This window comes from Kribbella sp. NPDC050281, from assembly GCF_040655855.1.
Taxonomy (GTDB): domain Bacteria; phylum Actinomycetota; class Actinomycetes; order Propionibacteriales; family Kribbellaceae; genus Kribbella.
The window spans coordinates 1-22,661 of record NZ_JBFAKS010000044.1 but is presented as its reverse complement, the minus strand read 5'-3'; the positions used below and the strand labels follow the sequence as shown (position 1 = coordinate 22,661).

General features: G+C 68.5%; 22 protein-coding genes. 12 read left to right on the top strand and 10 right to left on the bottom strand.

The window, feature by feature from the left end; all coding sequences use genetic code 11:
* Position 1: 1 nt before the first annotated feature.
* Complete coding sequence (locus AB0I34_RS35710) at positions 2–1,909, bottom strand: penicillin-binding transpeptidase domain-containing protein (RefSeq protein WP_360454005.1); 1,908 nt, start codon at positions 1,907–1,909, stop codon at positions 2–4.
* Positions 1,910–2,183: 274 nt separating this feature from the next.
* Here AB0I34_RS35710 and AB0I34_RS35705 point away from each other — a divergent pair, with 274 nt between their 5' ends.
* The gene (locus AB0I34_RS35705) at positions 2,184–2,513 is read left to right on the top strand and encodes an L-rhamnose mutarotase (RefSeq protein ID WP_360454002.1); all 330 of its coding nucleotides are present in this window, start codon (positions 2,184–2,186) and stop codon (positions 2,511–2,513) included.
* A gap of 68 nt (positions 2,514–2,581) precedes the next feature.
* On the opposite strand, the gene AB0I34_RS35700 is transcribed toward AB0I34_RS35705, so the two are convergent.
* From AB0I34_RS35700 to AB0I34_RS35680, 5 genes are all read right to left on the bottom strand, one after another.
* Complete coding sequence (locus AB0I34_RS35700; protein WP_360453999.1) at positions 2,582–3,286, bottom strand: pirin family protein; 705 nt, start codon at positions 3,284–3,286, stop codon at positions 2,582–2,584.
* A 5-nt stretch (positions 3,287–3,291) separates the two neighbouring features.
* Complete coding sequence (locus tag AB0I34_RS35695; protein ID WP_360453996.1) at positions 3,292–3,798, bottom strand: DinB family protein; 507 nt, start codon at positions 3,796–3,798, stop codon at positions 3,292–3,294.
* A 113-nt stretch (positions 3,799–3,911) separates the two neighbouring features.
* Positions 3,912–5,300 (bottom strand): trypsin-like peptidase domain-containing protein, encoded by a 1,389-nt coding sequence (locus AB0I34_RS35690; protein WP_360453993.1) that lies wholly within the window; start codon positions 5,298–5,300, stop codon positions 3,912–3,914.
* 101 nt (positions 5,301–5,401) lie between these two features.
* Entirely contained in the window at positions 5,402–7,057 is a 1,656-nt protein-coding gene (locus AB0I34_RS35685; protein ID WP_360453990.1) for a HAMP domain-containing sensor histidine kinase, read from the bottom strand.
* Positions 7,054–7,746, bottom strand: coding sequence for a response regulator transcription factor (locus tag AB0I34_RS35680; protein WP_360453987.1), 693 nt, complete (start codon positions 7,744–7,746; stop codon positions 7,054–7,056). The genes AB0I34_RS35685 and AB0I34_RS35680 overlap by 4 nt, the downstream gene beginning before the upstream one ends.
* A gap of 138 nt (positions 7,747–7,884) precedes the next feature.
* On the opposite strand from AB0I34_RS35680, the gene AB0I34_RS35675 reads away from it, so the two are divergent.
* Positions 7,885–8,886, top strand: coding sequence for an acetamidase/formamidase family protein (locus AB0I34_RS35675; RefSeq protein WP_360453984.1), 1,002 nt, complete (start codon positions 7,885–7,887; stop codon positions 8,884–8,886).
* On the opposite strand, the gene AB0I34_RS35670 is transcribed toward AB0I34_RS35675, so the two are convergent.
* Together AB0I34_RS35670 and AB0I34_RS35665 are read right to left on the bottom strand one after the other, a co-directional pair.
* On the bottom strand, positions 8,879–9,856 hold the full coding sequence (locus AB0I34_RS35670) for an LLM class F420-dependent oxidoreductase (RefSeq protein WP_360453981.1): 978 nt from the start codon (positions 9,854–9,856) through the stop codon (positions 8,879–8,881). The genes AB0I34_RS35675 and AB0I34_RS35670 overlap by 8 nt on opposite strands.
* Entirely contained in the window at positions 9,853–10,761 is a 909-nt protein-coding gene (locus AB0I34_RS35665) for an EamA family transporter (RefSeq protein ID WP_360453978.1), read from the bottom strand. The genes AB0I34_RS35670 and AB0I34_RS35665 overlap by 4 nt, the downstream gene beginning before the upstream one ends.
* Before the next feature lie 89 nt (positions 10,762–10,850).
* Here AB0I34_RS35665 and AB0I34_RS35660 point away from each other — a divergent pair, with 89 nt between their 5' ends.
* A complete protein-coding gene (locus AB0I34_RS35660; protein ID WP_360453975.1) occupies positions 10,851–11,315 on the top strand; it encodes an Lrp/AsnC family transcriptional regulator in 465 nt (154 codons plus the stop codon).
* Positions 11,316–11,391: 76 nt separating this feature from the next.
* The gene (locus AB0I34_RS35655; RefSeq protein ID WP_360453972.1) at positions 11,392–12,603 is read left to right on the top strand and encodes a pyrophosphate--fructose-6-phosphate 1-phosphotransferase; all 1,212 of its coding nucleotides are present in this window, start codon (positions 11,392–11,394) and stop codon (positions 12,601–12,603) included.
* Between the two features lies 1 nt (position 12,604).
* Here AB0I34_RS35655 and AB0I34_RS35650 read toward each other — a convergent pair whose 3' ends face one another.
* Entirely contained in the window at positions 12,605–13,042 is a 438-nt protein-coding gene (locus tag AB0I34_RS35650) for a low molecular weight protein-tyrosine-phosphatase (protein WP_360453969.1), read from the bottom strand.
* A gap of 1 nt (position 13,043) precedes the next feature.
* Positions 13,044–13,430, bottom strand: coding sequence for a phage holin family protein (locus tag AB0I34_RS35645; RefSeq protein WP_360453966.1), 387 nt, complete (start codon positions 13,428–13,430; stop codon positions 13,044–13,046).
* Positions 13,431–13,635: 205 nt separating this feature from the next.
* On the opposite strand from AB0I34_RS35645, the gene AB0I34_RS35640 reads away from it, so the two are divergent.
* From AB0I34_RS35640 to AB0I34_RS35605, 8 genes are read left to right on the top strand one after another with little or no spacing between them, the layout of a single operon-like run.
* The gene (locus tag AB0I34_RS35640; RefSeq protein ID WP_360453963.1) at positions 13,636–14,676 is read left to right on the top strand and encodes a DUF4185 domain-containing protein; all 1,041 of its coding nucleotides are present in this window, start codon (positions 13,636–13,638) and stop codon (positions 14,674–14,676) included.
* On the top strand, positions 14,673–15,398 hold the full coding sequence (locus AB0I34_RS35635) for an FCD domain-containing protein (protein ID WP_360453960.1): 726 nt from the start codon (positions 14,673–14,675) through the stop codon (positions 15,396–15,398). Before AB0I34_RS35640 ends, AB0I34_RS35635 begins: the two co-directional genes overlap by 4 nt.
* Positions 15,399–15,419: 21 nt before the next feature.
* Positions 15,420–16,703, top strand: a complete 1,284-nt coding sequence (locus AB0I34_RS35630; protein ID WP_360453957.1) for an extracellular solute-binding protein — start codon at positions 15,420–15,422, stop codon at positions 16,701–16,703.
* Positions 16,700–17,629 (top strand): sugar ABC transporter permease, encoded by a 930-nt coding sequence (locus tag AB0I34_RS35625; RefSeq protein ID WP_360453954.1) that lies wholly within the window; start codon positions 16,700–16,702, stop codon positions 17,627–17,629. Before AB0I34_RS35630 ends, AB0I34_RS35625 begins: the two co-directional genes overlap by 4 nt.
* Entirely contained in the window at positions 17,616–18,425 is an 810-nt protein-coding gene (locus AB0I34_RS35620) for a carbohydrate ABC transporter permease (RefSeq protein ID WP_360453951.1), read from the top strand. Before AB0I34_RS35625 ends, AB0I34_RS35620 begins: the two co-directional genes overlap by 14 nt.
* A gap of 10 nt (positions 18,426–18,435) precedes the next feature.
* A complete protein-coding gene (locus tag AB0I34_RS35615) occupies positions 18,436–19,260 on the top strand; it encodes an SDR family oxidoreductase (protein ID WP_360453948.1) in 825 nt (274 codons plus the stop codon).
* A complete protein-coding gene (locus AB0I34_RS35610) occupies positions 19,257–20,471 on the top strand; it encodes an enolase C-terminal domain-like protein (RefSeq protein ID WP_360453945.1) in 1,215 nt (404 codons plus the stop codon). The genes AB0I34_RS35615 and AB0I34_RS35610 overlap by 4 nt, the downstream gene beginning before the upstream one ends.
* Entirely contained in the window at positions 20,468–22,528 is a 2,061-nt protein-coding gene (locus AB0I34_RS35605) for a hypothetical protein (RefSeq protein ID WP_360453942.1), read from the top strand. Before AB0I34_RS35610 ends, AB0I34_RS35605 begins: the two co-directional genes overlap by 4 nt.
* The last annotated feature ends 133 nt before the right edge of the window (positions 22,529–22,661 follow it).

Sequence of the window (22,661 nt, the reverse complement as noted above, 5' to 3'; positions counted from 1 at the left end):
CTCACTTCGTGTGGCTGAGGAAGTTTTGGACTATGGGGCCGGCTGCTTTGCCGCCGGAGGCGCCGCCTTCGACGATGACGGCGAAGGCTACGTCGCCGCGGTAGCCGACCATCCAGCCGTTGGTGACGACCTTGCCCTTCTGGACGACCTCAGCGGTACCGGTCTTCGCGGCCACCGCACCGTTACCCGCCAGCAGATGCGCGGTGCCGTTGGTGACCGTGGTCCGCATGAAGGTTCGCAGCGCCGCAACGGTTGCCGCAGGCAACGGAGAGGCGGCTGCCCCGGCGGCGTCCTTGCCCGGTACCAGGACCGGCTTCATCGCGGTCCCGTGGTCGACCGCCGCACCGATCAGCGCGACCGCCAGCGGGCTCGCGGTGACCGTGCCCTGACCGATCATCGAGGCCGCTTCGGCGGTGTCGTCCTTCGGCGCCGGCACCGAACCGCCGTACGCCGAGATCGACAGGTCGAGTTCGCGTCCGATGCCGAACATCGCCGCGGCCTTCGTCATGCCGTCCTTCGGCAGCCGCGCGTGCTGCGAGATGAACGCCGTGTTGCACGACTCGTTGAACGCCTTCTGCATCGTGCCCGCGCCGTACGCCGCCAGCCCGTCGTAGTTCTTGAACGACTTGCCGAACACGTTGATCGTGTTCGTGCACGGCAGCGTGGTCGCCGCGGTCTCGCCGCTGCCCAGCAACGCCGCCGACGTGACGATCTTGAACGTCGACCCGGGGGCGTACTGGCCCTGGAAAGCGCGGTTGTAGCTGGCCGGCGTCGGCCCATTCGCCGCCGCCAGGATCTGACCGGTGGAGGCCTGGACGGCGACCAGCGACGCCGGCAGCTTGCTCGTCGCCAGCGCGGCCTCGGCCGCCTGCTGCATCTTCGTGTCCAGCGAGGTCTTCACCGGCTTGCCGACCGTTCCCTGCTGGCTGAAGACCGTCTTGATCGTCAGCTTGGTCTCGCCGTCCCGCAGCGTGACCGTGCCACCCGGCGTGCCGGCGAGCTGCTGCTGGAACGCGTACTGCAGGCCCGTCGTCCCCACCTGGTCACTGGCCGACGCGCTCGGGCCGGCGTTCTTCAACGTGTCCTCGGTCGCGGTCCGCATGGTGCCGATGATCGACCGTGCGAACGTCGCTGTCGCCGCCAGCGACTGCGTCCCGCCCATCGTCAGTACGCCGGGCAGCTTGCCCATGATCGGCCGCAGCCGGTTCCACTCCTCGGAGCGGATCGTGATCGCCTCGACGAACTGCCCGGTCGGCGCCGCCTTCGCCCGCGCGGCCAGCTTCGCGCCGTCCACATCGAGGTTCTTCGTGAAGGCGGCGTACGTCGCCGGGGTCGCCACAGTGCCCGACGTCACGCCGACGATGACGACCGGACGGTTCGCCGTCAACGCGGCGCCCTTGCGGTCCAGGATCGAGGCGCGCGCGGGCAGCGCCCGGACGCGCTTGAGGTAGTTCGCGTCGCCGAGTCCCGGGTAGATCGTGTCGCCGGAGGCCTTGATCTTCCACGCGTCGCCGGTCTTGATCGCGATCGCCGTACTGGTCCACTTCATCGTGCCGATGCCGCGCAGCTCGGCCTCGACCGCCAGGTCCTGCGTGCAGTTGGTGCCGTCGGTGCACTTCGGGTCGCCCTGCGGCGTCACCTTCACCGTGTTCGCGATCAGCGCGCTGTCCACGTCGTCGAGCCGCTTGCCGAAGACCGTCGGGTTGTCGGTGAACGCGGCTGCCGCGTCCGGCTTCCCGTCCGGCGCCCACGCCTGCACCCAGGCGTCGGCGAACTGCTTCACCACCTCGGCGGACGCCTGCTTCTCGTCGTTCGGGTCCGGCTTCCCACCTGCTCCTGATTTGCTGTCGGAACAACCAGCGGTGATCAGCAGACTACTCAAGCAGACGATGGCGGCGGTTCGCTTCACGTTTCCAACTCTCGCACGACGACGGATGGACACCTGGAACAGTCTTCGGCGTGTGGCTCACAGCCACGAGGGCGAAAGTACTCAACCCCTGCAAGTACGACGCAGGTAGCCCCCCTTCAGTTGGCCCCGGTACGCCGTTCGTCCGCGCCGGACCGGCCGTGGATCGCCAGGACGAATCAGGACCGAGACGCAGCGTGAATCACCGCGCCGGAGGTCTACCGCGATCGTGGAACGCCGTGAACGCAGGGTCACCACCGGCGTATTCTGCTCCTTTGTGACCCGCCTTGCTCTGCACAGCCGGCTGATTCCCGGCACCGAAGAGGCCTACGAGCTCGAGCACGCTCGCGTCTGGCCGGAACTGATCACCGTGATGCACGCCGCCGGGATCGCCGACTGGTCCATCTGGCGCAGCGGCAGCGATCTGTTCCATCTGGTCGAGTGCGACGACTTCGAGGCCGCCACCGCACAACTGCGCGACGACCCGGTCGACCAGCGCTGGCAGCAACACATGAGCCAGTTCGTCGCAGGCTTCGCCCAGAACCCAGAAGGCGTCGCCGGCCAGTCCCTACGCCACGTCTGGACAATGAGCGAGCAGACCACCTAGCGGGCCGCCCCGGCGCCGGTGTCGCCGTACGACGGACTCCGGGGCAGGGTGGTGGCGGTGGCCGCGGGCTAGTGCATCTCCCAGAGTAGGAGCTCTGCGCCGGCTGGGCCGGCGGTGATACGGGGTCCGTCGGAGGCGGTCAGCCGCGCGGCGTCCGACGTACCCAGGTCACCGGCGCCTTCCAGGCTCGCCGTCCCTTGAGCGACGAAGAGATGGACGTACGGCGCGTCCGGCAGGGCAACCGTGGCACCCGGAGCCAGCCGGGCGACGGACATTCCGGCGGAGCGCTGGTTGATGCGGATCGCGGCGCTGGCAGCGTGTTTCGGTAGACCGGAGGCGATCGGGACCAGTTCGCCGGTCGTCAGATCGATCTCGCTCTGCTGGTACGACGGCGGCAGGTCGAGCTCGTCCGGCCGGACCCACATCTGCACGTAGTGGACCGGCTCGGCGCCGTCGTTGCGTTCGGAGTGCCGGATGCCTGACCCGGCGCTCATCCGCTGCGCCAGACCCGGGTAGACCACCCCGCTGTGTCCCTGCGAATCCTGGTGCGCCAGAGCACCGCGCAGTACCCAGGTGACGATCTCGAGGTCCTGGTGCGGGTGCGTGTCGAAACCGGTGCCGGGGGCAACCGTCTCGTCGTTGTGTGCGAGCAGGAACCCGAACCCGACGTTCGCCGGGTCGTAGTGCGGCCCGAACGAGAACGAGTGCCGCGAGTCCAGCCACTCACTCGCGGTCTGGAAGCGATCATCGGCCCGCCGGATCTCCACACTCACAAGCTCTAGTAATACCCCTTCTGGCCGTCGAGCAGCTCGCGCATGGTGTCGAGATGGCCGACGTGGCGGGCCGTCTCCTCGAGCATGTGGAGCAGCATCCACCGGAGCGTGGGCTGGTACTCCGAATCCTTCCCGACCTCGTCGAGCGAGTGCGCCGCCACGATCTCGTTCGATTGCGCGCACTGCGCCTCGAACTCGTCCAGCAACTGAGCCAGCGGTACGCCGTCCACCCGCATGTCGGCGCTTTCCGGCTCCTTCTGGAACTGCGGGTTGCCTGCCTCCGGCTCACCCAGAAAGATGACGTTGAACCAGCAGTGCTCGGTCCATCGCATATGCGACACCAGCCCCGCCGGCGTCATCAACGGCGACTCCGGAAACACCACCCGGTGCTCGTCCGCCTCCGCCAGCCCGTCCAGTTTCCACCGCACCAGGGCCCGCTGCAGATCCAGCCACCCGATCAATTGTGTGCGCTCATCAGCAACAAGGGGCGGCCGTACCCGCGAAAGAGTCATGGCCGGACGCTAACGCGCACCCCCGGCCACCGCACCGCATTTACTCACAGAAAAAGGGACTGCGGCCGCTCGGTGGGCGGCCGCAGTCCCAACCAGGGAGGAATGCCGTGGTGTCAGCCGGTCGGGTTGCCGTTGTCGGACCCGAGGGTGGCGGTCACCGACTGGGCCTTTCCGTTGCGGGTGAAGTTGATCTTCACCTCATCGCCCGGGCGGTGCGAGCGGACCGCGGCGACCAGCGCGTCCCCTGACGAGATCGCCTTACCGTCCACAGCGGTGACCACATCACCCGCTTGCAGACCGGCCTTGTCCGCCGCACCGCCGGACGTTGCCTCGCCGAGGCGTGCCCCTGAAGAGAGCCCGTCGGAAGACTGCGCGTCGCCGACCGTCACTCCGAGCCGTGCATGCGTGGCCTTGCCCTTGGCCACCAGCTCGTCGATGATCGGCTTGGCCTGGTCGATCGGGATAGCGAAGCCCAGGCCGATGTTGCCGCCTTCGGATTGTCCCGATCCACCGGCGGTTTTGATCGCGCTGTTGATTCCGACCACCTGGCCGGCGAGGTCGATGAGGGCGCCGCCGGAGTTTCCGGGATTGATCGCGGCGTCCGTCTGGATTGCTGGGAAGACCGTCGTACTGTCCTGCTGCTCGTCGCCGGAGGTGACCGGGCGGTTCAGCGCCGAGACGATCCCGCTCGTCACGGTCGCCTCGAGGCCGAACGGCGAACCGATCGCCACCACGCCCTGCCCGACGCCGAGTTTGCCGCTCTGCCCCAGAGTTGCCGGGGTGAGGTCGGTCGCGTCGGCGTGGATCACGGCCAGGTCGGTCAGCGGGTCGGTGCCCTTGATCGTGGCCGGTACGGTCCGCCCGTCGTTCAGCATCACGGTGATCTGCGCGCCGGCGCCGCCGCCGGCGACCACGTGGTTGTTGGTGACGATCAGGCCGTCCTTGCTGATCACGATGCCGGACCCGGTCGCCGCGCCCTGCTGGGACGCGACGGCGATCTTCACCACGCTCGGCAGCACCTTCGCGGCGGCGCTCTGCACCGAACCGTCCGGTGCGGCGGCAGGAGCCGCCTGGTTGCCGTTCAGCGGCGCCGTCACCGACGGAGTCGCGCTGGAGTCATTGGTCGCCGAGTACACAGCCGCACCACCTACGCCGCCCGCGGCACCGACCAGAAGCGCGGTCAGCGCCACCGCCGCCAGGCCACGCCGCTTCGGCTTGGCAGGCTCCGGCTGGTGTGTCGGCTGCGGGCCGAAAGGCGGCCAGTTCGAGCCGGGAGGCGTCCCCTGATGCGTCCCCGGCGCTCCGAACTGCGGGTAGGCACTCCCACCTGAAGGGTGCTGACCCGGTCGCTGCTGACCACCGAGCGGCGCGTACTGCTGCTGCTGGTGCTGTCCGTAACCAGACAGCGGCAACTGCTGCGTCCGGTCCGGCCCCTGCTGCTGCGGGTTCTGGCCGGGCTGGTTCTGCGGCTGCTGCGGCTGGTGCGGCTGGTTCTCGGTCATGAGAAGTACTGTGCGGGCTGGACCTGAGAAGGCCCTGAAGATCCCGTCAAAGCAGCCGAAGAACTCCATGAAGATCCCCTGAAGGATCAGTCAAGGCGCTGTCAGCGAGTCTGCGTGGCCGCGTGCGGCAGCCACAGCGTGAACTGCGCACCGGCGCCCGGGACGTTGCGGGCGTAGATCATCCCGCCGTGCTGCTCGGCCGCGTGCTTCACGATCGCCAGCCCCAGCCCCGAACCAGGCCGGCTGCGCGCCTCACTGGACCGGTAGAACCGCTCGAACACGTGCGGCAGGTCCGCCTCGGCGATCCCCGAGCCGGAGTCCGTCACAGTCAGTACGCCGTCCAACAGCCGGACCGTGACGAGGCCGGACGGTTGCCCGTCGCTGCGCTGGGTGCCGTCCTCGGGGAGGCTGTACTTCGCCGCGTTGTCGAGCAGGTTGGTCACTGCGCGTCCGAGCAGCCGTTCGTCACCCCACACCGGGAACGGTGTGAGCTGGACGTCCCACTCCAGCCCCGGCGCACGGCGCCGTACCTTGATGACGGCGTCCTCGACCACGTTGGACAGCTCGATCAGCTCGGCGTTGCGGACCTGCGGTGTGTCGCGGGCCAGCTCCGTGAGGTCGCCGATCAACGTGGTCAGCTCGTCCATCTGTGCGCGTACGTCGTCCAGCAGTTGCTGCCGGTCTTCGGCCCGGAGGCCGCCGCGCTGATCCGCCTGGGCCAGCAGGTCGAGGTTGGTCCGGATGCTGGTGAGCGGCGTCCGCAGTTCGTGACCGGCGTCGCCGACGAGCCGCCGCTGCCGATCCTGTGATCGGGCCAGCGCCGCGAGCATTGCGTTGAAGGCCCGGGCCAAGCGGGAGATCTCGTCCGACCCGGACACCGGGATCGGCTTCAGATCCTCGGTCTGCGCCACGTGTTCCGCCGCACCGGTCAGCCGGGCGAGTGGCCGGAGCCCGGACCGCGCGATCGCGTTGCCGGCGAGCGCTGCACCGATCACGCCGATCAGGCCGAACGCCCACAGCACCACGCCGAGGTTGTGCAGCGTCCGGTCGATCGGCGCCAGCGACTGGGCCACCACCAGCGCGGCCGGCTGGTAGAGCTCGGGATTGATCTGGCACTTGGCGCCCAACGGACAGTAGTGCGCGGGTACGGCGACCACGCGGAAGTGCGAGCCGCCGTTGCGGACGCCGACGGTCCGCAGACTCGCCTCGTTCCCCTGCGCCTGGGCGACCGCGACCTCGTCCGGGCCCATCGGCGGAACCGGGCTGTTCGCCGCCCCGAACGTCTGGCCGTCCGCTCCGATCATCCCGACCCGGATGTCGCTGAGGCCGAGCGCGTCGGAGGAGACGTTCTGCAGATTCTCGAGGTTGGTCAGGACGCCCTTCTGCGCGGCCTGGGCGACCCGGTTGGTCAGGCTGTCGTCGAGGTTCTGGTACATCTGCTGGCGCACGGTCATGTACGCCGCGACACTCACGATCGCGACGGCCAGACCGACCGCCACCGCGGCCAGCAGGGTGACGCGGGCGTGCAGGCTGAGGGTGTGGACCTTCTCCTGCCACCAGTCCTGGGTCCGGGCCGCGGTCGCGACCATCCGGTTCCCGTTGCCGTTGCCGTTGGCAACAGGCTGACCGGGCTGAGCGGGCTGTGGTAGTGGTCCGGACGGCTGCGGTCGCGGTGAACGCGGCGCAGCGCCGGACTGAGCGGCGCCCGGCGGCCGGCCGGCGTACGAGGGGAAGTCGTCGGGGTGTTGCTTGCTCACGGTGGGGTGTCTCTCAGCACATAGCCGATGCCGCGGACGGTGTGGATCAGCCGGGGCAGGTTGTTGACCTCGGTCTTACGGCGCAGATAGCCGATGTAGACCTCGAGGGAGTTGGCGGTGGTCGGGAAGTCGTAACCCCAGACCGCGTCCAGGATCACTGCGCGCTCGAGCACCCGGCGGGGGTTGCGGATGAGCAACTCGAGCAGGGAGAACTCGGTTCGGGTGAGGGGGATCGGTACGTCGCCGCGGTGCACCTCGTGCGCGTCCACGTCGACCACGAGGTCGGCGTACTGCAGGACCTCGCCGCGCTGGCCGCCCTCGCCGGGCGTGGTGCTGCGACGGAGCAGGGCACGCAGCCGGGCCAGCAACTCCTCGAGTGCGAACGGCTTCGTCAGGTAGTCGTCGCCGCCGGCGTCCAGGCCGTCGACCCGGTCCGCGACCGCGTCCCGGGCGGTCAGCACCAGGATCGGGATGTTGTTGCCCGCGGCCCGCAGGGCCTTCGTGGTCTCCAGGCCGTCGAGGCGTGGCATCATCACGTCCATCACCACGACGTCGGGTTCGACGTTGCCGATCACGGCCAGCGCCTCGGCGCCGTCGGAGGCCGTCACCACCTCGAAGTCGTTGAACTCCAGGGAACGGCGCAGCGAGTCCCGGACGGCCCGGTCGTCGTCCACCACCAGTACGCGCATCGTGCTCCCCGCTCGGCCTGAGTCCGGACAGCCCGGAATGACCGTCCGCGTTTCGAGATTAGGCCGTCTCTGTGAGAATCGCCTGAGAACCCGCTGATCGCTCGCCCAATCCCGCCGTACGCCGTAGGTTGCTGACTCGTGGACATCCTCGACTTCAGCCCCGAGCCCGAGCAGTTCGCCTGGACCTTCGGCGGGGTTCCGCCGGTACGCCGGATCAAGCCGGGCACCGCCCTGCGGTTGTGGACCGAGGACGCGTACTGCGGCACGCTGCGCAGCACGACGGACCTCGCCAGCGCCTCGCTGAAGATGCCGTTCGTGAACCCGCAGACCGGCCCGTTCTACGTCGAGGGCGCCGAGCCGGGGGACACCCTGGCGCTGCACTTCGTCGACCTGACGCCCGCCCGGACCTGGGGTGTGTCCGCGACCATCCCGTACTTCGGCGGCCTGACCAGCACCGACCGGACGGCGACCTTGCAGGACCCGCTGCCGGAGCGGACCTGGATCTACGAGGTCGACTCGGACAAGCAGACCGTCGGGTTCCAGGCGCAGGGCAGCGACCTGGAGCTCGCGCTGCCGCTGGAGCCGATGCTGGGCACGGTCGGTGTCGCGCCCGCCGCGGGTGAGGCGCGCTCCTCGCTGGTCCCGGACATGTTCGGCGGCAACATGGACACGCCGGAGATGCGGGCCGGTGCGACCTGCTACCTCAACGTGAACGTCGAAGGTGCACTCTTCTCGGTCGGCGACGGGCACTACCGCCAAGGCGAGGGCGAGTCTTGCGGGACTGCGGTCGAGGGCGCGATGAACGTCGTACTGATCGTGGATCTGGTGAAGACGCCGGGACCGGTCTGGCCGCGGATCGAGAATGACGAGTACCTGGCCGTGGTCGGGTCGAGCCGGCCGCTCGAGGACGCGTGGCGAGCCGGCCAGGTCGACATGGTGCACTGGCTCGGTTCGCTGTACGGGCTGGACAAGCTGGACGCCTACCAGTTGCTCAGCCAGATCAGCGAGGTCCCGCTGGCCAACGTGGTCGACGTGAACTACAGCGTGGTCACCAAGGTCCCGAAGCGCCTGCTGCCGGCCGCGGACGTCTACACCGGGATCCACCAGCACCTGCGCGAGCTGGCGGCCACCCTCAGCTGAACGCCGGTACGACCTCCTCCGCGAACCGTTGCAGCGGCTCGTGGTCGTACGCGACGCCCGGGATGTAGACGATGACGTACTCGACGCCGGCCTCGGCCAACTGCTCGATGTGCGCGCTGAGCTCCTTGGTCGTGACGATTCCGGCGCGAAGGTCCGGCGGACCACCACCGGCGCCGATCTCGGTGAACTCCTGGACGCTGTAGCGGCCACGGGCCTTCGCCGTCGCGGCCGCCGGATCGGCGCCGGACTCGATCGGGAACACGTTGATGCTGGTCGATTTCACGATCTCGCCGTAGTCCCGGCCGAGCTCGTCACAGTGCGCGCGCAGTACGGCCAGCTTCTGCTTGACCAGCTCGGGCTTGCCGCTGCCGAAGTTGCAGGCGTCCGCGTACTTGGCGACCAGCCGGAGGGTGACCTTCTCACCGCCGCCACCGATCCAGAGCGGCGGTTGCCGGCGTGGCTCGACGTACGGCCGGTCGACCGAGTGGTACTTGCCCTGGAAGACGACGTCCTCCTCGTGCCACAGCCGGCGGATCAGCTCGACCGCTTCGGTGAACGAACTCATCCGGTCCTTGAGTCCGGTCCACGGGTACCCGTAGGCCTTCCACTCGTGCTCCGACCACCCGGCGCCGATCCCGGCGTACAGGCGGCCGTGGCTGGCGACGTCGACGGTGGCCGCGATCTTCGCGTAGAGCGCGGGGTTGCGGTAGCCGTTGCAGCCGACCATCTGGCCGATGTTCACCCGCTCGGTGTCGCGGGCGAGAGCCGCCGTCGCCGTCCAGGCCTCGAAGACGGTCTCGCGGACCGGCTCGGGGACCGTGTGGAAGTGGTCGAACAACCAGATCGAATCCCAGGGCCCTGCGTCGGCGGCGCGGGCTACAGCCGTCATGGCCTCCCACTGCTCGACCGGGTCCTTGATCTCGACCAGGTCCATCCGCCAGCCCTGCGGTACGAAGACGCCGAACTTCATCGGATCCTCCGGGTACGACGTGAGATCGCGACTCCAGCGAGGCACAAGGCACCGCCGGCCAGTGCGAGCAGAGCGGGAGTCTCACCGAGGAACAGCCAGCCAAGGGCGATGGCGACGACCGGTACGGCGTACACCGTGGCGCCCATCTTGCCTGCGCTGGTCCGCCGGAGAGCGAACGCCCAGGTGGTGAAGCCGAGCGCGGTTGGGAAGACAGCCAGGTACACCGCCCACCAGATCGTCCCGGCGCTCGCGGAACCAAGCTCGTCGATCAGGGTGGGAGCAAACGGGAGGCAGACGACCGCGCCGATCGTGCAGGCGAGCCAGGTCACCTCTGCCGCGGGGAGCCGGCTCAGCAGCGGCTTCTGCGTCACCACGCCGATGGCGTACGACGCGGCGGCGGTGACGCAGAGGACGACGCCCCAGGTTTCCGCTCGGCCGGTGGAGGTCGACGCACCGATCAGCACGATGCCGCCGAACGCGACCAGGCTGCCGATGATGACCTGGCGGGGGAAGCCTTCGCCGAGGGTGAGACCGGCGAGCAAGGCGATCAGCAGCGGCGCGATGTGGACGAGCATGGCCGCGGTGCCGGCGTCGAGGCGACGTTCGGCCTCGTTCAGCGCGAGGTTGTAGACGCCGAACCAGAGCAGGCCGCAGGCCAGCAACTGCGGCCAGTCGCGCTTGCCCGGCCAACGGCGTTCGGGGACTTCCCGCCGGGGACGGAGGAACAGGAACGCACCGAGGAGGACGCTGCCGAGGCCCAGGCGGATCAGGGCCAAGGCACCGGCGGAGAACTCGGTGCCGACATGCCGGATGGCGACGAACGACGAGGCCCAGAGCACGACTGTCACGGCCGCTGCCCCGGTCGCCAGCCCCTTCTGGGGCGGTGCTTCCACGATGGTTGCCACGTGATTACCCTAGAAATCGCATCCGCTGTTTCCCATGGCGAAACGAGCCAAGGAGCCAACTCATGGTTGCCGGAACGAACGTAGAAGGCGTGCAATCCCTTCACACTGACAAGCCGCTGCTCGACGCCCTGAATGTTCGGCTGCTGACCGAGCTGACAGCCGATCCGCGGCTGCGCACCACCGAACTGGCGCGCCGGCTCGGAGTCTCGGCGCCGACCGTGCGCGAGCGGGTCACCCGGCTGGAGGAATCCGGCGTGATCCGCGGCTACCGGCTCGAGGTCGACCCGGCCGCGCTCGGGCTGCCGGTCGCGGCCTGGGTGCGCCTGCGTCCCGGTCCCGGTCAGATCCCGAGGGTCATCGAGCTGGCCGCGCGAACGCCGGAAGTCGTCGAGTGCCACCGGATCTCCGGTGAGGACTGTTTCCTGATGCGCGTCCAGGTCGCCGCCATCGCCAGTCTCGAGGACGTGCTCGACAAGTTCCTCGTCCACGGCCAGACGACCAGCTCCTTCGTCGTCTCCACCCCGGTGCCGCCCCGCTCGGTGCCGCTGGAGTGAACCCCAACCACCGCTGAGAGTGGTCTGCCTCACTAGGCTGTTGGCGACTTCAGCGACCTCTGGAAGGACCTGGACCATGGCTGCCGACAAGTCTGTCCGCAGAGTTGCCCTGCTCACCGCCGGCGGGCTCGCGCCCTGCCTGTCGTCCGCCGTCGGCGGGCTGATCGAGCGCTACACCGAGGTGGCGCCCGACGTCGAGATCATCGCCTACCTGAACGGGTACCACGGCCTGCTCAGCGGCCGGTACGTCGAGGTGACGCCGGAGGTACGCGAGAAGGCGTCCCTGCTGCACAAGTTCGGCGGCAGCCCGATCGGGAACAGCCGGGTCAAGCTGACCAACACCGCCGACCTGGTCAAGCGCAGCCTGATCGCCGAGGGCCAGAACGCGCTCCAGGTCGCGGCCGAGCGGCTCGTCACCGACGGCGTCGACGTACTGCACACGATCGGTGGTGACGACACCAACACCACCGCGGCGGACCTGGCGGCGTACCTGCACGAGCACGACTACGACCTGACCGTGGTCGGCCTGCCGAAGACGATCGACAACGACGTGATCCCGATCCGGCAGAGCCTGGGTGCGTGGACCGCGGCCGAGCAGGGTGCGCTGTTCGCCCGCAACATCATCGGCGAGCACAGCTCGAATCCCCGGATGCTGATCGTCCACGAGGTGATGGGCCGTAACTGCGGCTGGTTGACCGCGGCAACGGCCCGGGAGTACCGCGACTGGTGGAAGCAGCAGGAGTGGAACCCGGGCATCGGCCTGGACGCGGCGGGCTGGGACGTGCACGCGGTGTACGTGCCGGAGGAGACGATCGACCTGGACGCCGAGGCGGAGCGGCTCGGCAAGGTGATGGACGAGCACGACTGCGTCAACATCTTCCTGTCCGAGGGCGCCGGCGTGGAGTCGATCGTGGCCGAGCTGGAGGCCCGCGGCGAGGAGGTCGGCCGGGACCCGTTCGGTCACGTCAAGCTGGACACGATCAACCCGGGTGCCTGGTTCGCCAAGCAGTTCGCCGAGCGGATCGGCGCCGAGAAGACGATGGTGCAGAAGAGCGGCTACTTCAGCCGTTCGGCCGCGTCCAACGACCGCGACCTGGCCCTGATCAAGGAGTGCACCGACTACGCCGTCGACGCGGCGCTGCGCGGCGAGAGCGGTGTGGTCGGCCACGACGAGGAGCGCGGCGACGTACTGCGTGCGATCGAGTTCCCGCGGATCGCCGGCGGCAAGAAGTTCGAACCGGGCGTCGACTGGTTCGTTGCCGTCAAGCGGGAGATCGACCAGCCGTAGGTCAGGCCCTGGACCGGAGGCGGTCGACCCAGGCGTCGGCCGCCTTCTCGATCTGCGCGAGGACGTCGTCGAACCCGTCGTCGTCGCCGTAGTACGGATCGGGTACGTCGACGTCCGCGAACAACTGGATCGGGACGGTCGCACGACCTCGCCGGGTCAGCGCGGACAGGTGTCCCGAGTCCATCGCGAGGACGAGATCGCGCTCCGCGAACCACCCGGCCCGGAACTCCCGGGCCCGATGCGCACTGCCGTCGTACCCGCGCCGGCGCAAGGCCGCCGCGGCCCGCGGGTCCATCGGGTCGCCGACATGCCACCCGCCCGTGCCCGAGCTGGTGACCTGCACGTCGTCGATCCCCGCCTCCGCGAGCTTCGCCCGCAGCACAACCTCCCCGATCGGCGACCGGCAGATATTCCCGGTACAAACGATCTCGACCCTCACGTCACTTGATCTCCGCCTTGTCCGGGAGGACGGCGTTGAGGATCACCCCGACGACGGTGATGATGAACGCGCCGAGCAGCGCGTTCCAGAAACCGTCGACGTGGAACTGCACGTCCAGCTTCCCGGTGATCCACGAGGTGAGCAGCAGCATCACCGCGTTGATGACGAAGGTGAGCAGCCCCAGCGTCAGAATGATGAACGGGAGCGACAGCAGCTTCACCACGGGCTTCACGATCGCGTTCACCACACCGAAGATCGCGGCGACAATGAGCAGCGTGAGGATCCGCCGGCCCGTGGTCGCACCCTGCAAAGTGATCCCGGCGACGATCCAGCTGGCGATCGCCAGCGCGACCGCGTTGGCGAGCAGCCTGATGACCAAGTTCTTCATGCGGTCGATCCTCCCACCCCACCGGTAGCGTCAAGCCCCCGTACGCGCCCTGATCCAACCCTGAGTCTTGACAGGCTAATGACCAAGTGATCTGATCATTTTCATGTTTCGACGTCGGTGGGTAGCTGCGGTCGGAGTGGTGTCGTTGACCGCTGGAGCAATCACTTCGCCCGCGGTTGCCTCCGGGACACCGGATTGCAGCGCGGTGCGAACCAACTGGTCGGCGACCGCGCAGCCGCACGCCGCGCCCGAGTCGCTGCTGAACGCCTACAGCAACACCGGCACGGGCTGGACCGGTGCGGACAGCACCTACTCGGTCCAGCTGCCCGGAGGCCGCACCGCCTGGGTCTTCTCGGACACGTTCCTCGGCCCTGTCAACCCGGATGGCAGCCGTCCGACCACGACGCCGTTCATCAACAACTCGTTCGTGGTCCAGCAAGGCAAGACGCTGAAGACCGTCACCGGCGGTACGCCGGCCAACCCGACGGCGCTCCTGCCACCGCCCGCCAACGGCTGGTACTGGGTCGGCGCGGCAGCGACCAGCCACGCCGGCCGGTACCTCGACGTCACCGCACTGCGGTTCGAGAAGACCGGTCCGGGTCAGTGGGACTGGCACTGGGCCAGCAACTACCTCGCGCGGTTCGACAGCAAGACGCTCAAGCTACGCTCGCTCACCCCGCTCCCGTCGGCCGCCAACGTGCAGTGGTCCGCCTGGCTGCTGAGCGACCGCGGCTACACCTACATCTACGGTGTCGAGGACCTGGGCAGCTCGAAGTACCAGCATGTCGCGCGGGTCCGTGGCGATGACCTGACCGCGGAGCCATGGGAGTACTGGACCGGCTCCGGCTGGTCGGCGGACGAGACCGCCTCGGCCCGAGTGCTGGAGGGCGTTGCCAACGAGCACAGCGTGACGCGCTGGCACGACGGCTACGTGCTGGTCACTCACGACACCACCGAGCTGTTCAGCAAGCGCGTCCTCGGGTACTTCTCCTGCTCGCCGACCGGTCCGTTCGTGAAGCCGGTCGAGCTCTACCAGACCCCGGAGACCGGAACCACCGGGAGCTACGGGAACGCCAACATCATCACGTACAACTCCCACGACCACCCGGACCTGCGCCGCGGCGACACGCTCCTGGTCAGCTACAACGTCAACAGTCTCGACGCCAACACCGACCTGTACGCCGACGTGAGCATCTACCGGCCCCGGTTCGTCGGAGTGACGCTGACCCCGGCGGGAGCACAGTGAGCTCATCGGGTGGCGTCGTACGCCGGAGCCTTCTCGACGACCTGGCCGCGTCGATGCTGGCGCTGATCGCCGACCGCAAGCTGTCGTCCGGTGACCAGTTCGAGTCGGTGCGATCGCTGGCCGACCGCTTCAAGGTCGCCGTACCGACAGTGCGGGAGGCGCTCCGCAGGCTGGAGGCCACCGGCGCCGTCGAGCTCCGGCACGGATCAGGCGTGTACGTCGGTCCGCATGTCGGCCGACTGGTTCTGGCCAACCCGCTGGCCCCGACGCCGTCAGCAGACCGCTTGGTCGAGTTGCTGCAGGCACGGGCGCTGATCGAGCCACCGGTCGCCGCAGTGGCCGCGCGGGTCCGCACTGAGGCCGCACTGCAGCAGATGGAGGGGGACCTGGCCGCTGCGGCCGAGCTGATCGAGACCGGCGACCACGCCCAGTTGGCCGAGGTCAACATGGACTTCCACCGCTCGCTCGCGCAAGCGACCGGGAACGCGACGCTGGCCGAGGTGGTCGAGTCCGTGACGGTCGTCAACGTCCGCGAGCAGTTGGAGATCCTGCACATCCACGGCGACCGGCAGACCGATCTGGACGAGCACCGGGCCATCCACGCGGCTGTCCTGGCCGGCGACTCCGAGCTGGCCGAGCGGCTGACCCGCGAGCACCTCGACGGAGTTCTTGCCGTCATCAACGAACGTGTCAACCCGCCCCAAGACCCCAGCACCCCCTGAGAGCTGAGAGGACGCACCACAATGCGACGCATCACCAATCGGAAAGCACTGACCGCCCTGGCGGTGGCCGGCGCGCTCGTGCTGTCCGCCTGCGGGGGCAATGGCGGCTCGAGCGCCGCCAAGGGCGAGGACAAGCCGGTCGACTCGCTGAAGTTCTACAACGACAAAGGCGGCTGGAAGGACGCCTTCGTCCAGGTCGGCGCGGCCAGCAAGAAGGACGTCGGCGTGGGCATGGAGCCGGTCGGCTACTCCGACTCCAACACCTACACCGCGTTCATCCGGTCCTCGTTCCGGACCAAGGAGAAGGCGGACCTGTTCAGCTGGCACACCGGCAAGGAGCTTCAGGATCTGGTGGACCAGAAGCTCGTCGCCGAGACCACCGACCAGTGGTCCAAGGCGGTTGCTGACGGCAACATCCCGGAGCAGCTGAAGCAGTACTTCACCTTCGACAACAAGCAGTACTGTCTCCCGCTGCTGGCGGGCTACTGGGTGATGTACTACAACAAGGCCGTCTTCAAGAAGGCCGGGATCACCGAGACCCCGAAGACGTGGCAGGAACTGATGACGGTGGCCGACAAGGTCAAGGCCGTCGGGGTGAGGCCGTTCTACCAGACCAACATCCTGTTCAGCTTCGTCTGGTTCGAGACGCTGCTGGCCGGCAAGGACCCGGACCTGTACGACGCCCTGGCCACGGGCAAGGCGAAGTACACCGACCCGGGTGTGGTCGAGGTGATGAACGAGTGGAAGAAGATGATCGAGGCCGGCGACTTCAGCGACCCGGGCTCGAAGACCGAGCCGCAGGCGCAGCTGAAGAGCGGCGCCGTGGGAATGATCAACTTCGGCACCTGGTTCAGCGGCAACCTGAACACGCTGAAGATGAAGGCCGGCACGGACTACGACTTCTTCCTCATCCCGAACGTGAATCCCTCACTGCCCAAGACCTCGATGATCTTCGAGACCGGTCCGGTCTGCTCGGCCGCCGCGAGTGACCATGCCTCGACGGTGAAGAAGTGGACCGACTGGTGGGTCACGCCGCAGGCGCAGACCGCCTGGGCGAACGCCCGCGGCGACCTGTCCTTCAACCCGAAGGCCGAGGTCAAGGACCCGGGGCTGGCGGCGCTGAACAAGGACGTCGGCGGTGACGGCTACCGGCTGATCAACCGCTGGTTCGAGGCGACACCGGTGCCGGTGGCGAACAAGGCGCTCGAGGTGTTCGGCGCGTTCGTGACCAAGCCGGGCGATCCGATGCCGGGCCTGCAGAAGATCCAGGCCGAGGCGGACGCGTACTGGGCCAAACAGAAGTGACCTCGACGATCGAGCGGCCGGCACCCGTCAAGCGCCGCGCGACTGGACAACAGTCGGCGCGGACGGGTGCCCGGGCCGCGCCACTGTTCGGCCTGCCGGCCGTGGCCGTGGTCGCACTGCTGCTGTACCTGCCGTTCCTCTGGACGACCTACGTCAGCTTCACCGACTACGACGGCCTGGCCTCACCGATCTGGTCCGGGCTCGCGAACTACAAGGCGATGTTCAGCGACCCGGACCTGGTGGGTGCGCTGGTCAACACGCTGCTGTGGGTCGTCGGCATGGTGACTCTGCCGGTGGTGCTCGGGTTGCTGATCGCCGTACTGACCTATGGGCACAAGTGGGGCACGTGGCTGCGGTTGCCGTTCCTGCTGCCGTACGCGATCTCCGGTGTGGCGGTGGGTGTCATCTGGGGCTTCGTACTGCAGCCGGACGGTGCGCTCGGGCAGATGCTGGGGTTCTTCGGCCTCCCCGGTGCGCACACCGGCTGGCTGCAGGCCGGTCCGGGCAACACGCTGATGATGATCGTGGCCGTCACCTGGCAGGCGGCCGGTGTGAACGCACTGCTGTTCGTGGTCGGGCTGCAGTCGATCCCGGCCGAGCCGCTGGAGGCCGCCCGGCTGGACGGTGCGGAGGGCTTCCGGCTGTTCCTGCACCAGTTGTGGCCGCAGCTGCGGCCGATCACCACGGTCGTCATCGGCCTGTCGATCGTCGCCAGCCTGAAGACGTTCGACGTGGTGTGGGTGATGACGCAGGGCGGTCCCGGTACGTCGTCGGAGACGCTCGCGCTGTCCATGTACAAGGAGACGTTCGTGCTGAACGACTACGGCCAGGGCGCCGCGATCGCGTTGTTCCTGAGCCTGGTCACCTTTGCCGCGTCGATCCTCTATCTCCGCTACCAGTTGGGAGATTCGCGTGAGCAGGGTTAAGACTCCGTTCCTCGTCGTCCTCGGGCTGATCTGGCTCGCGCCGGTGTACCTGCTGATCGTGAACGCGGCCAAGCCCGTCGACGGGTACGACGCCGCGACCGTGTGGAAGCCGGCCGGGTTCTCGCTGTTCACGAACTTCGCGGACGCGTGGAACAAGGCGGCACTGGGCGACACGCTGGTGGCGACGACGATGTACAGCGTGATCGCGCCGGTGCTCGCGGTCCTGATCGGTGCGGCCGCCGGATACGCGATCGTCGTACTGAAGCTGAAGCGCGGATTCCTGTGGTTCGTGTTCATCTTCGGCGGCACGATCTTCCCGCTGCAGATGATCCTGATGCCGCTGTTCTCCGGGTACGCCGACTCCGGCCTGTACGACACCCGGGTCGGGATGATCATCGTCTACACCGCGATCACCGTGCCGTTCTCGGCGTTCGTGATGCGGAACTTCTTCACCGGGATCGCGCGGAGCGTGTTCGAGGCCGCGGTGGTCGACGGCGGCGGACTGTTCCGCATCTTCCGCAGCATCTACCTGCCGATGGCGGGTTCGGCGCTGGCCGCGATCTTCATCCTGCAGGCGACGTTCGTCTGGAACGACCTGTTGCTCGGCCTGACCTTGAGTCAGTCGGAATCGGTCCGTCCGATCATGCCCGCCCTCACCGGCCTGCAGAGCACGTACGGCGGCGCCGCCCTGCCCACCGTCCTGGCCGGCGGACTCCTGGTCTCCCTGCCCACCGTCATCCTCTTCCTCGCCGCCCAACGCTTCTTCTCCCGGGGCCTCGCCCTCGGCCAGTTCTGAAAGGACACATATGTCGCAGGATCCTGGCGCCACCCTCGGTGGCGAAGTGCAAAGCGCCGCCTCCGGCGGGGTGGGGGGTCGCCGCACAGTCGTCGTGACCGGCGGGGCCGCCGGGATCGGACGTGGTGCTGTGGAGCGGTTTGTTGCCGCCGGTGATCAGGTGGTTGCCCTGGATCGGGATGCGGATGCCCTCGCTTCCCTCCAGGACGAACTGGGTGTTCGGGGGATCGCGGTCGACGTTGGTGACCGGGGTGCCTTGGCAGCAGCCGCGGAGCAGTTCGACAGCGTGGAAGTGTTGGTGTGTGCCGCTGGGATCCAGCGGTATGGGACTGTCGTGGATACGCCGCCCGCTGTCTTCGACGAGGTGATGGCAGTGAATGTCGGCGGAGTGTTCTTTGCTTGTCAGGCGTTCGTGCCGAAGCTTCCACGCGGCGGGAGTGTTGTGGTGGTTTCCTCGGTGCAGGCCTACGCCGCGCAGACGAGTGTGGCGGCGTACTCGATGGGGAAGGGCGCGTTGCTCAGCCTGGTGCGGGCGATGGCGGTCGACCACGCCGCGGACGGGATCCGGGTGAACGCGGTCTGCCCCGGCTCGGTGGACACCCCGATGCTGCGGACGTCCGCGGCACAGTTCGGTGGCGGGCGATCGACCGACGAGGTGGTCGCCGAGTGGGGTCGCTCGCATCCGCTCGGCCGGGTGGCGACACCCGGAGAAGTTGCCGAGGTCATCCATTTCCTGGCCTCGCCGGGCGCCGCGTTCGTCACCGGCGCGGACGTGAAGGTGGACGGCGGGCTGACCGCCGGACTGGCCGTCGTACTGCCGGAGGACGCCAAGTGAAGATCGTCGACATCCGCGCCACCACCGTCACGATGCCGCTCGAGGCGCCGCTGCGGCACAGCAACGGCGCGCACTGGGGGCGGTTCGTCCGGACCGTCGTCGAGGTCGAAGCCGACAACGGCCTGATCGGCCTGGGTGAGATGGGCGGCGGCGGCCAGAGCGCCGAGGCCGCCGTCACCGGACTCAAGCCCTACCTGGTCGGCCATGACCCGGCCCGCACCGAGGCGTTGCGCTGGATGCTCGCCAACCCGACCGCGAGCCTCTACAACAACCGGACCCAGCTGCTCGCCGCGATCGAGTTCGCCTGCCTCGACCTGCAGGGCCGGGAGCTCGGCGTACCCGTGCACGAACTGCTCGGCGGCAAGGTCCGCGATCGGGTGGAGTTCGCCAGTTACCTGTTCTTCCGGCACCCGGCCGACGACGGCACCGGTGAGATCCGGACCGCCGAGCAGCTGGTGGCCCACGCGCGGTCGCTCGTCGACGACCACGGCTTCCGCGTGCACAAGCTGAAGGGCGGCGTGTTCCCGCCGGACTACGAGCGGGAGTGTTTCCGCGCGCTGGCCGAGGCGTTCCCCGGGCACCGGGTCCGGTTCGACCCGAACGGTGCGTTCAGCGTCGAAGAGGCGATCCGGTTCGCCCGCGGCATCGAGGACCTCGACAACGACTACCTCGAGGACCCGACCTGGGGCCTGAACGGCATGCGGCGGGTCCGCGAGAACACTCCGATCCCGCTCGCCACCAACACCGTGGTCGTGAACTTCGAGCAGCTCGCCGCGAACGTGCTCGACCCGGCCGTCGACGTCATCCTGCTGGACACCACGTTCTGGGGCGGCATCCGGCCGTGCATCAAGGCGGCCGGCGTCTGCGAGACCTTCCAGCTCGGGGTTGCCGTGCACTCCTCCGGCGAGCTCGGCATCCAGCTGGCGACGATGCTGCACCTGGGCGCCGTGGTCCCGAACCTGGCCTTCGCCGCGGACGCGCACTACCACCACCTGCGCGACGACATCATTGTCGGAGGCAAGCTTCCGTACGACGGCGGGACGATCGCCGTACCGGAGGCTCCCGGGCTCGGCGTGGAGCTGGACCGCGACAAGCTGGCCGAGTACGCCGAACTGTTCCGCGAGCTCGGCCCGTATCCGTACGACCGGGATCCGGCGCGCCCGGACTGGTACCCGCTCCTCCCGAACACCGATTGGGCAGACCCCTCATGACCATTCCTCGTTCCGCCGATCTGGCGAGCGACGTTCTGACGCATACGTACGACGACATGTTCAACCCGCCCGGGCTGACGAACTTCCTGGGCACCGCACAGGTCGATCTGGACGTGTTCGCGGTCCGCAGCGTGAACTTCCCGCCGTACTCGCACGGCGACTGCATCACCGGTCAGCTGTACGTCGACGGCCGGCTGGCCCGGTCGTACGGCGGCACTGTCGAGGTGGTGTGGCGGCCGGACTGCGTGGTGCGGTCGACGACGGTCGATGGGCTCCACCTGCGGTCGACCACCGCGTGTGCGCCCGGTCGCCCGGCGGTCGTCGTACAGCTGGAGGTTTCCGGGACACCAGGGCGCTCGGTGCGTCTGGGCCTCGCACTGGACAGTACGGCGACTCGTTCGCCGCGCGGCTGGCTGAAGCCGGAGCCGCCGTCGGAGCCGAACACATTGCGTGCCGACGGCGAGCGTGTCGTCGGAACAGGGGAGTCCGGGTCCGCGGTGAGTGTGCAGGGCCTCGACGTACCGGGTGCCGTGGACCGGTCGATGCTCGAAGCAACGATCACGCTGGACTCGTCGGGTAGTGGCCGGTTGGCGTACGTCCATGTGCTGGCGGGCGACCTGGCCGAGGCTTCCGCGCATTTCGACGCGTGTGTGGCCGACGTGCCGGCGGTGATCGAGGACGCGGAACGCCTGTGGGACAAGGCGTTGGCGGATGCGTTCGACCCAACGAGTGATGGCTTCAGTGGGTCGCTGCCGATTCTGGAGACGTCGAACGAGGCGTTGCGGAAGCTGTACTGGTGGGGCGTGCTCGGGGTGATCTGGTTCCGGCGGGACAACCCGGCCAGTGTGCTCGGACGGACGTACGACACGTTGATGCCGCGGTACTGGCAGACCACGACCTTCATCTGGGACTACAGCCTCTCGTCGCTGACCCATGCGCTGCTCGACCCGGCGCCGATGCGCAAGCACATCGAGCACTGGATCGATCTCGACACCCACGCGCACTTCGGCACCGAGTGGCTCACCGGCGGGCCGGTCGGGTACTGGTACTCGGTCAACGACTTCGCCATGACGCGGCTGGTGCGGGACTACGTCCGCTTCACCGGGGACACCGGGTTCCTGGACACCGAGGTGGGCCGGGAAGTGGCGCACAAGCCGGTCGGCGAGCATCTGCACGACTGGGCGACCGCCTGGCGCGGGTTGCGCGGCAAGCACGCACTGGCGGACTACGGCGGCATCGACAACCTGATGGAGTGCGTCAGCAGCTACGTGCACGAGGTCGCGAGTTTCAACGCCGCCAACGTGTGGTGTCTGCGGGTCGCGGCCGAGGTGGCTTCGCGCTCCGGTGACGAGGACCGGGCGGCGTTGCTGCGCAAGGAGGCCGACGAGCAGGTCGGTCATGTCAACGAGCTGTACATCGAGGGCAGCGGCTTCTGGCACGCACGGCAGCCCGACGGCGCGATGATCCCGGTGCGGCACTGCTACGACTTCAACATCATCGGTACGACGATCGCCGCCGACCTCTCGGAGAGCCAGCGGACCGAGATGGTCGACTTCTTCCAGCGAGAGCTGCAGACCCCGACGTGGATGCGCGCACTCTCGCCGTACGACGCCGACGCGGCCTTCAGCGTGCGGCCGGATCACCAGTGGAACGGTGCCTATCCCGCCTGGCCGGCTGATGCCGGTCGTGCGTTGTTCCAGCTGGGGCGGGCGGACGTCGTACTGGACTGGCTGCCCGGCCTGGCGAAGTCGGCCAACCAGGGGCCGACCGGTCAGGCGCACTTCGTCGAGGAGGCGGTCCCTGCCATGGCCGGTGGTGCGCGCAAGTCGCCGCCACAGTTCCCGTACCTGATCGACTGGTCGTGCTCGTCGTCCGGCGCCTGGGTCAGCCTGGTCCTGGAGGGTGTCTTCGGTGTCGAGGTCGGCCTCGACGGCACGGTCACCGCGAACCCACAGGTCGCCGCCCTGGACCCCAACGCCCGCCTCACCGGCCTCCGCGTCGGCTCCACCACCTACGAAGTCACCGCCACCGGCGCAACCCCCACCCCACCAGCCTGACCCACCCTCACCCCTACCCTGCCCTTCCCCGCCCCTTCCCCGCCCCACCGTCTGCCCCGCCACCCTCCCTCCCCAACCTGGCTGGTGGGTTGACCCACGAGCCTGTGGGTTGGCCAACCGCGTGCGGCTGGCC

What these genes read in the sequence shown, in the direction of transcription:
- AB0I34_RS35695 (WP_360453996.1), bottom strand. Translation starts at nt 3,798, where the DNA reads ATGACTCTTTCGCGGGTACGGCCGCCCCTTGTTGCTGATGAGCGCACA.
- AB0I34_RS35690 (WP_360453993.1), bottom strand. Translation starts at nt 5,300, where the DNA reads ATGACCGAGAACCAGCCGCACCAGCCGCAGCAGCCGCAGAACCAGCCC.
- AB0I34_RS35680 (WP_360453987.1), bottom strand. Translation starts at nt 7,746, where the DNA reads ATGCGCGTACTGGTGGTGGACGACGACCGGGCCGTCCGGGACTCGCTG.
- AB0I34_RS35670 (WP_360453981.1), bottom strand. Translation starts at nt 9,856, where the DNA reads ATGAAGTTCGGCGTCTTCGTACCGCAGGGCTGGCGGATGGACCTGGTC.
- AB0I34_RS35655 (WP_360453972.1), top strand. Translation starts at nt 11,392, where the DNA reads ATGGCTGCCGACAAGTCTGTCCGCAGAGTTGCCCTGCTCACCGCCGGC.
- AB0I34_RS35645 (WP_360453966.1), bottom strand. Translation starts at nt 13,430, where the DNA reads ATGAAGAACTTGGTCATCAGGCTGCTCGCCAACGCGGTCGCGCTGGCG.
- AB0I34_RS35630 (WP_360453957.1), top strand. Translation starts at nt 15,420, where the DNA reads ATGCGACGCATCACCAATCGGAAAGCACTGACCGCCCTGGCGGTGGCC.
- AB0I34_RS35615 (WP_360453948.1), top strand. Translation starts at nt 18,436, where the DNA reads ATGTCGCAGGATCCTGGCGCCACCCTCGGTGGCGAAGTGCAAAGCGCC.
- AB0I34_RS35605 (WP_360453942.1), top strand. Translation starts at nt 20,468, where the DNA reads ATGACCATTCCTCGTTCCGCCGATCTGGCGAGCGACGTTCTGACGCAT.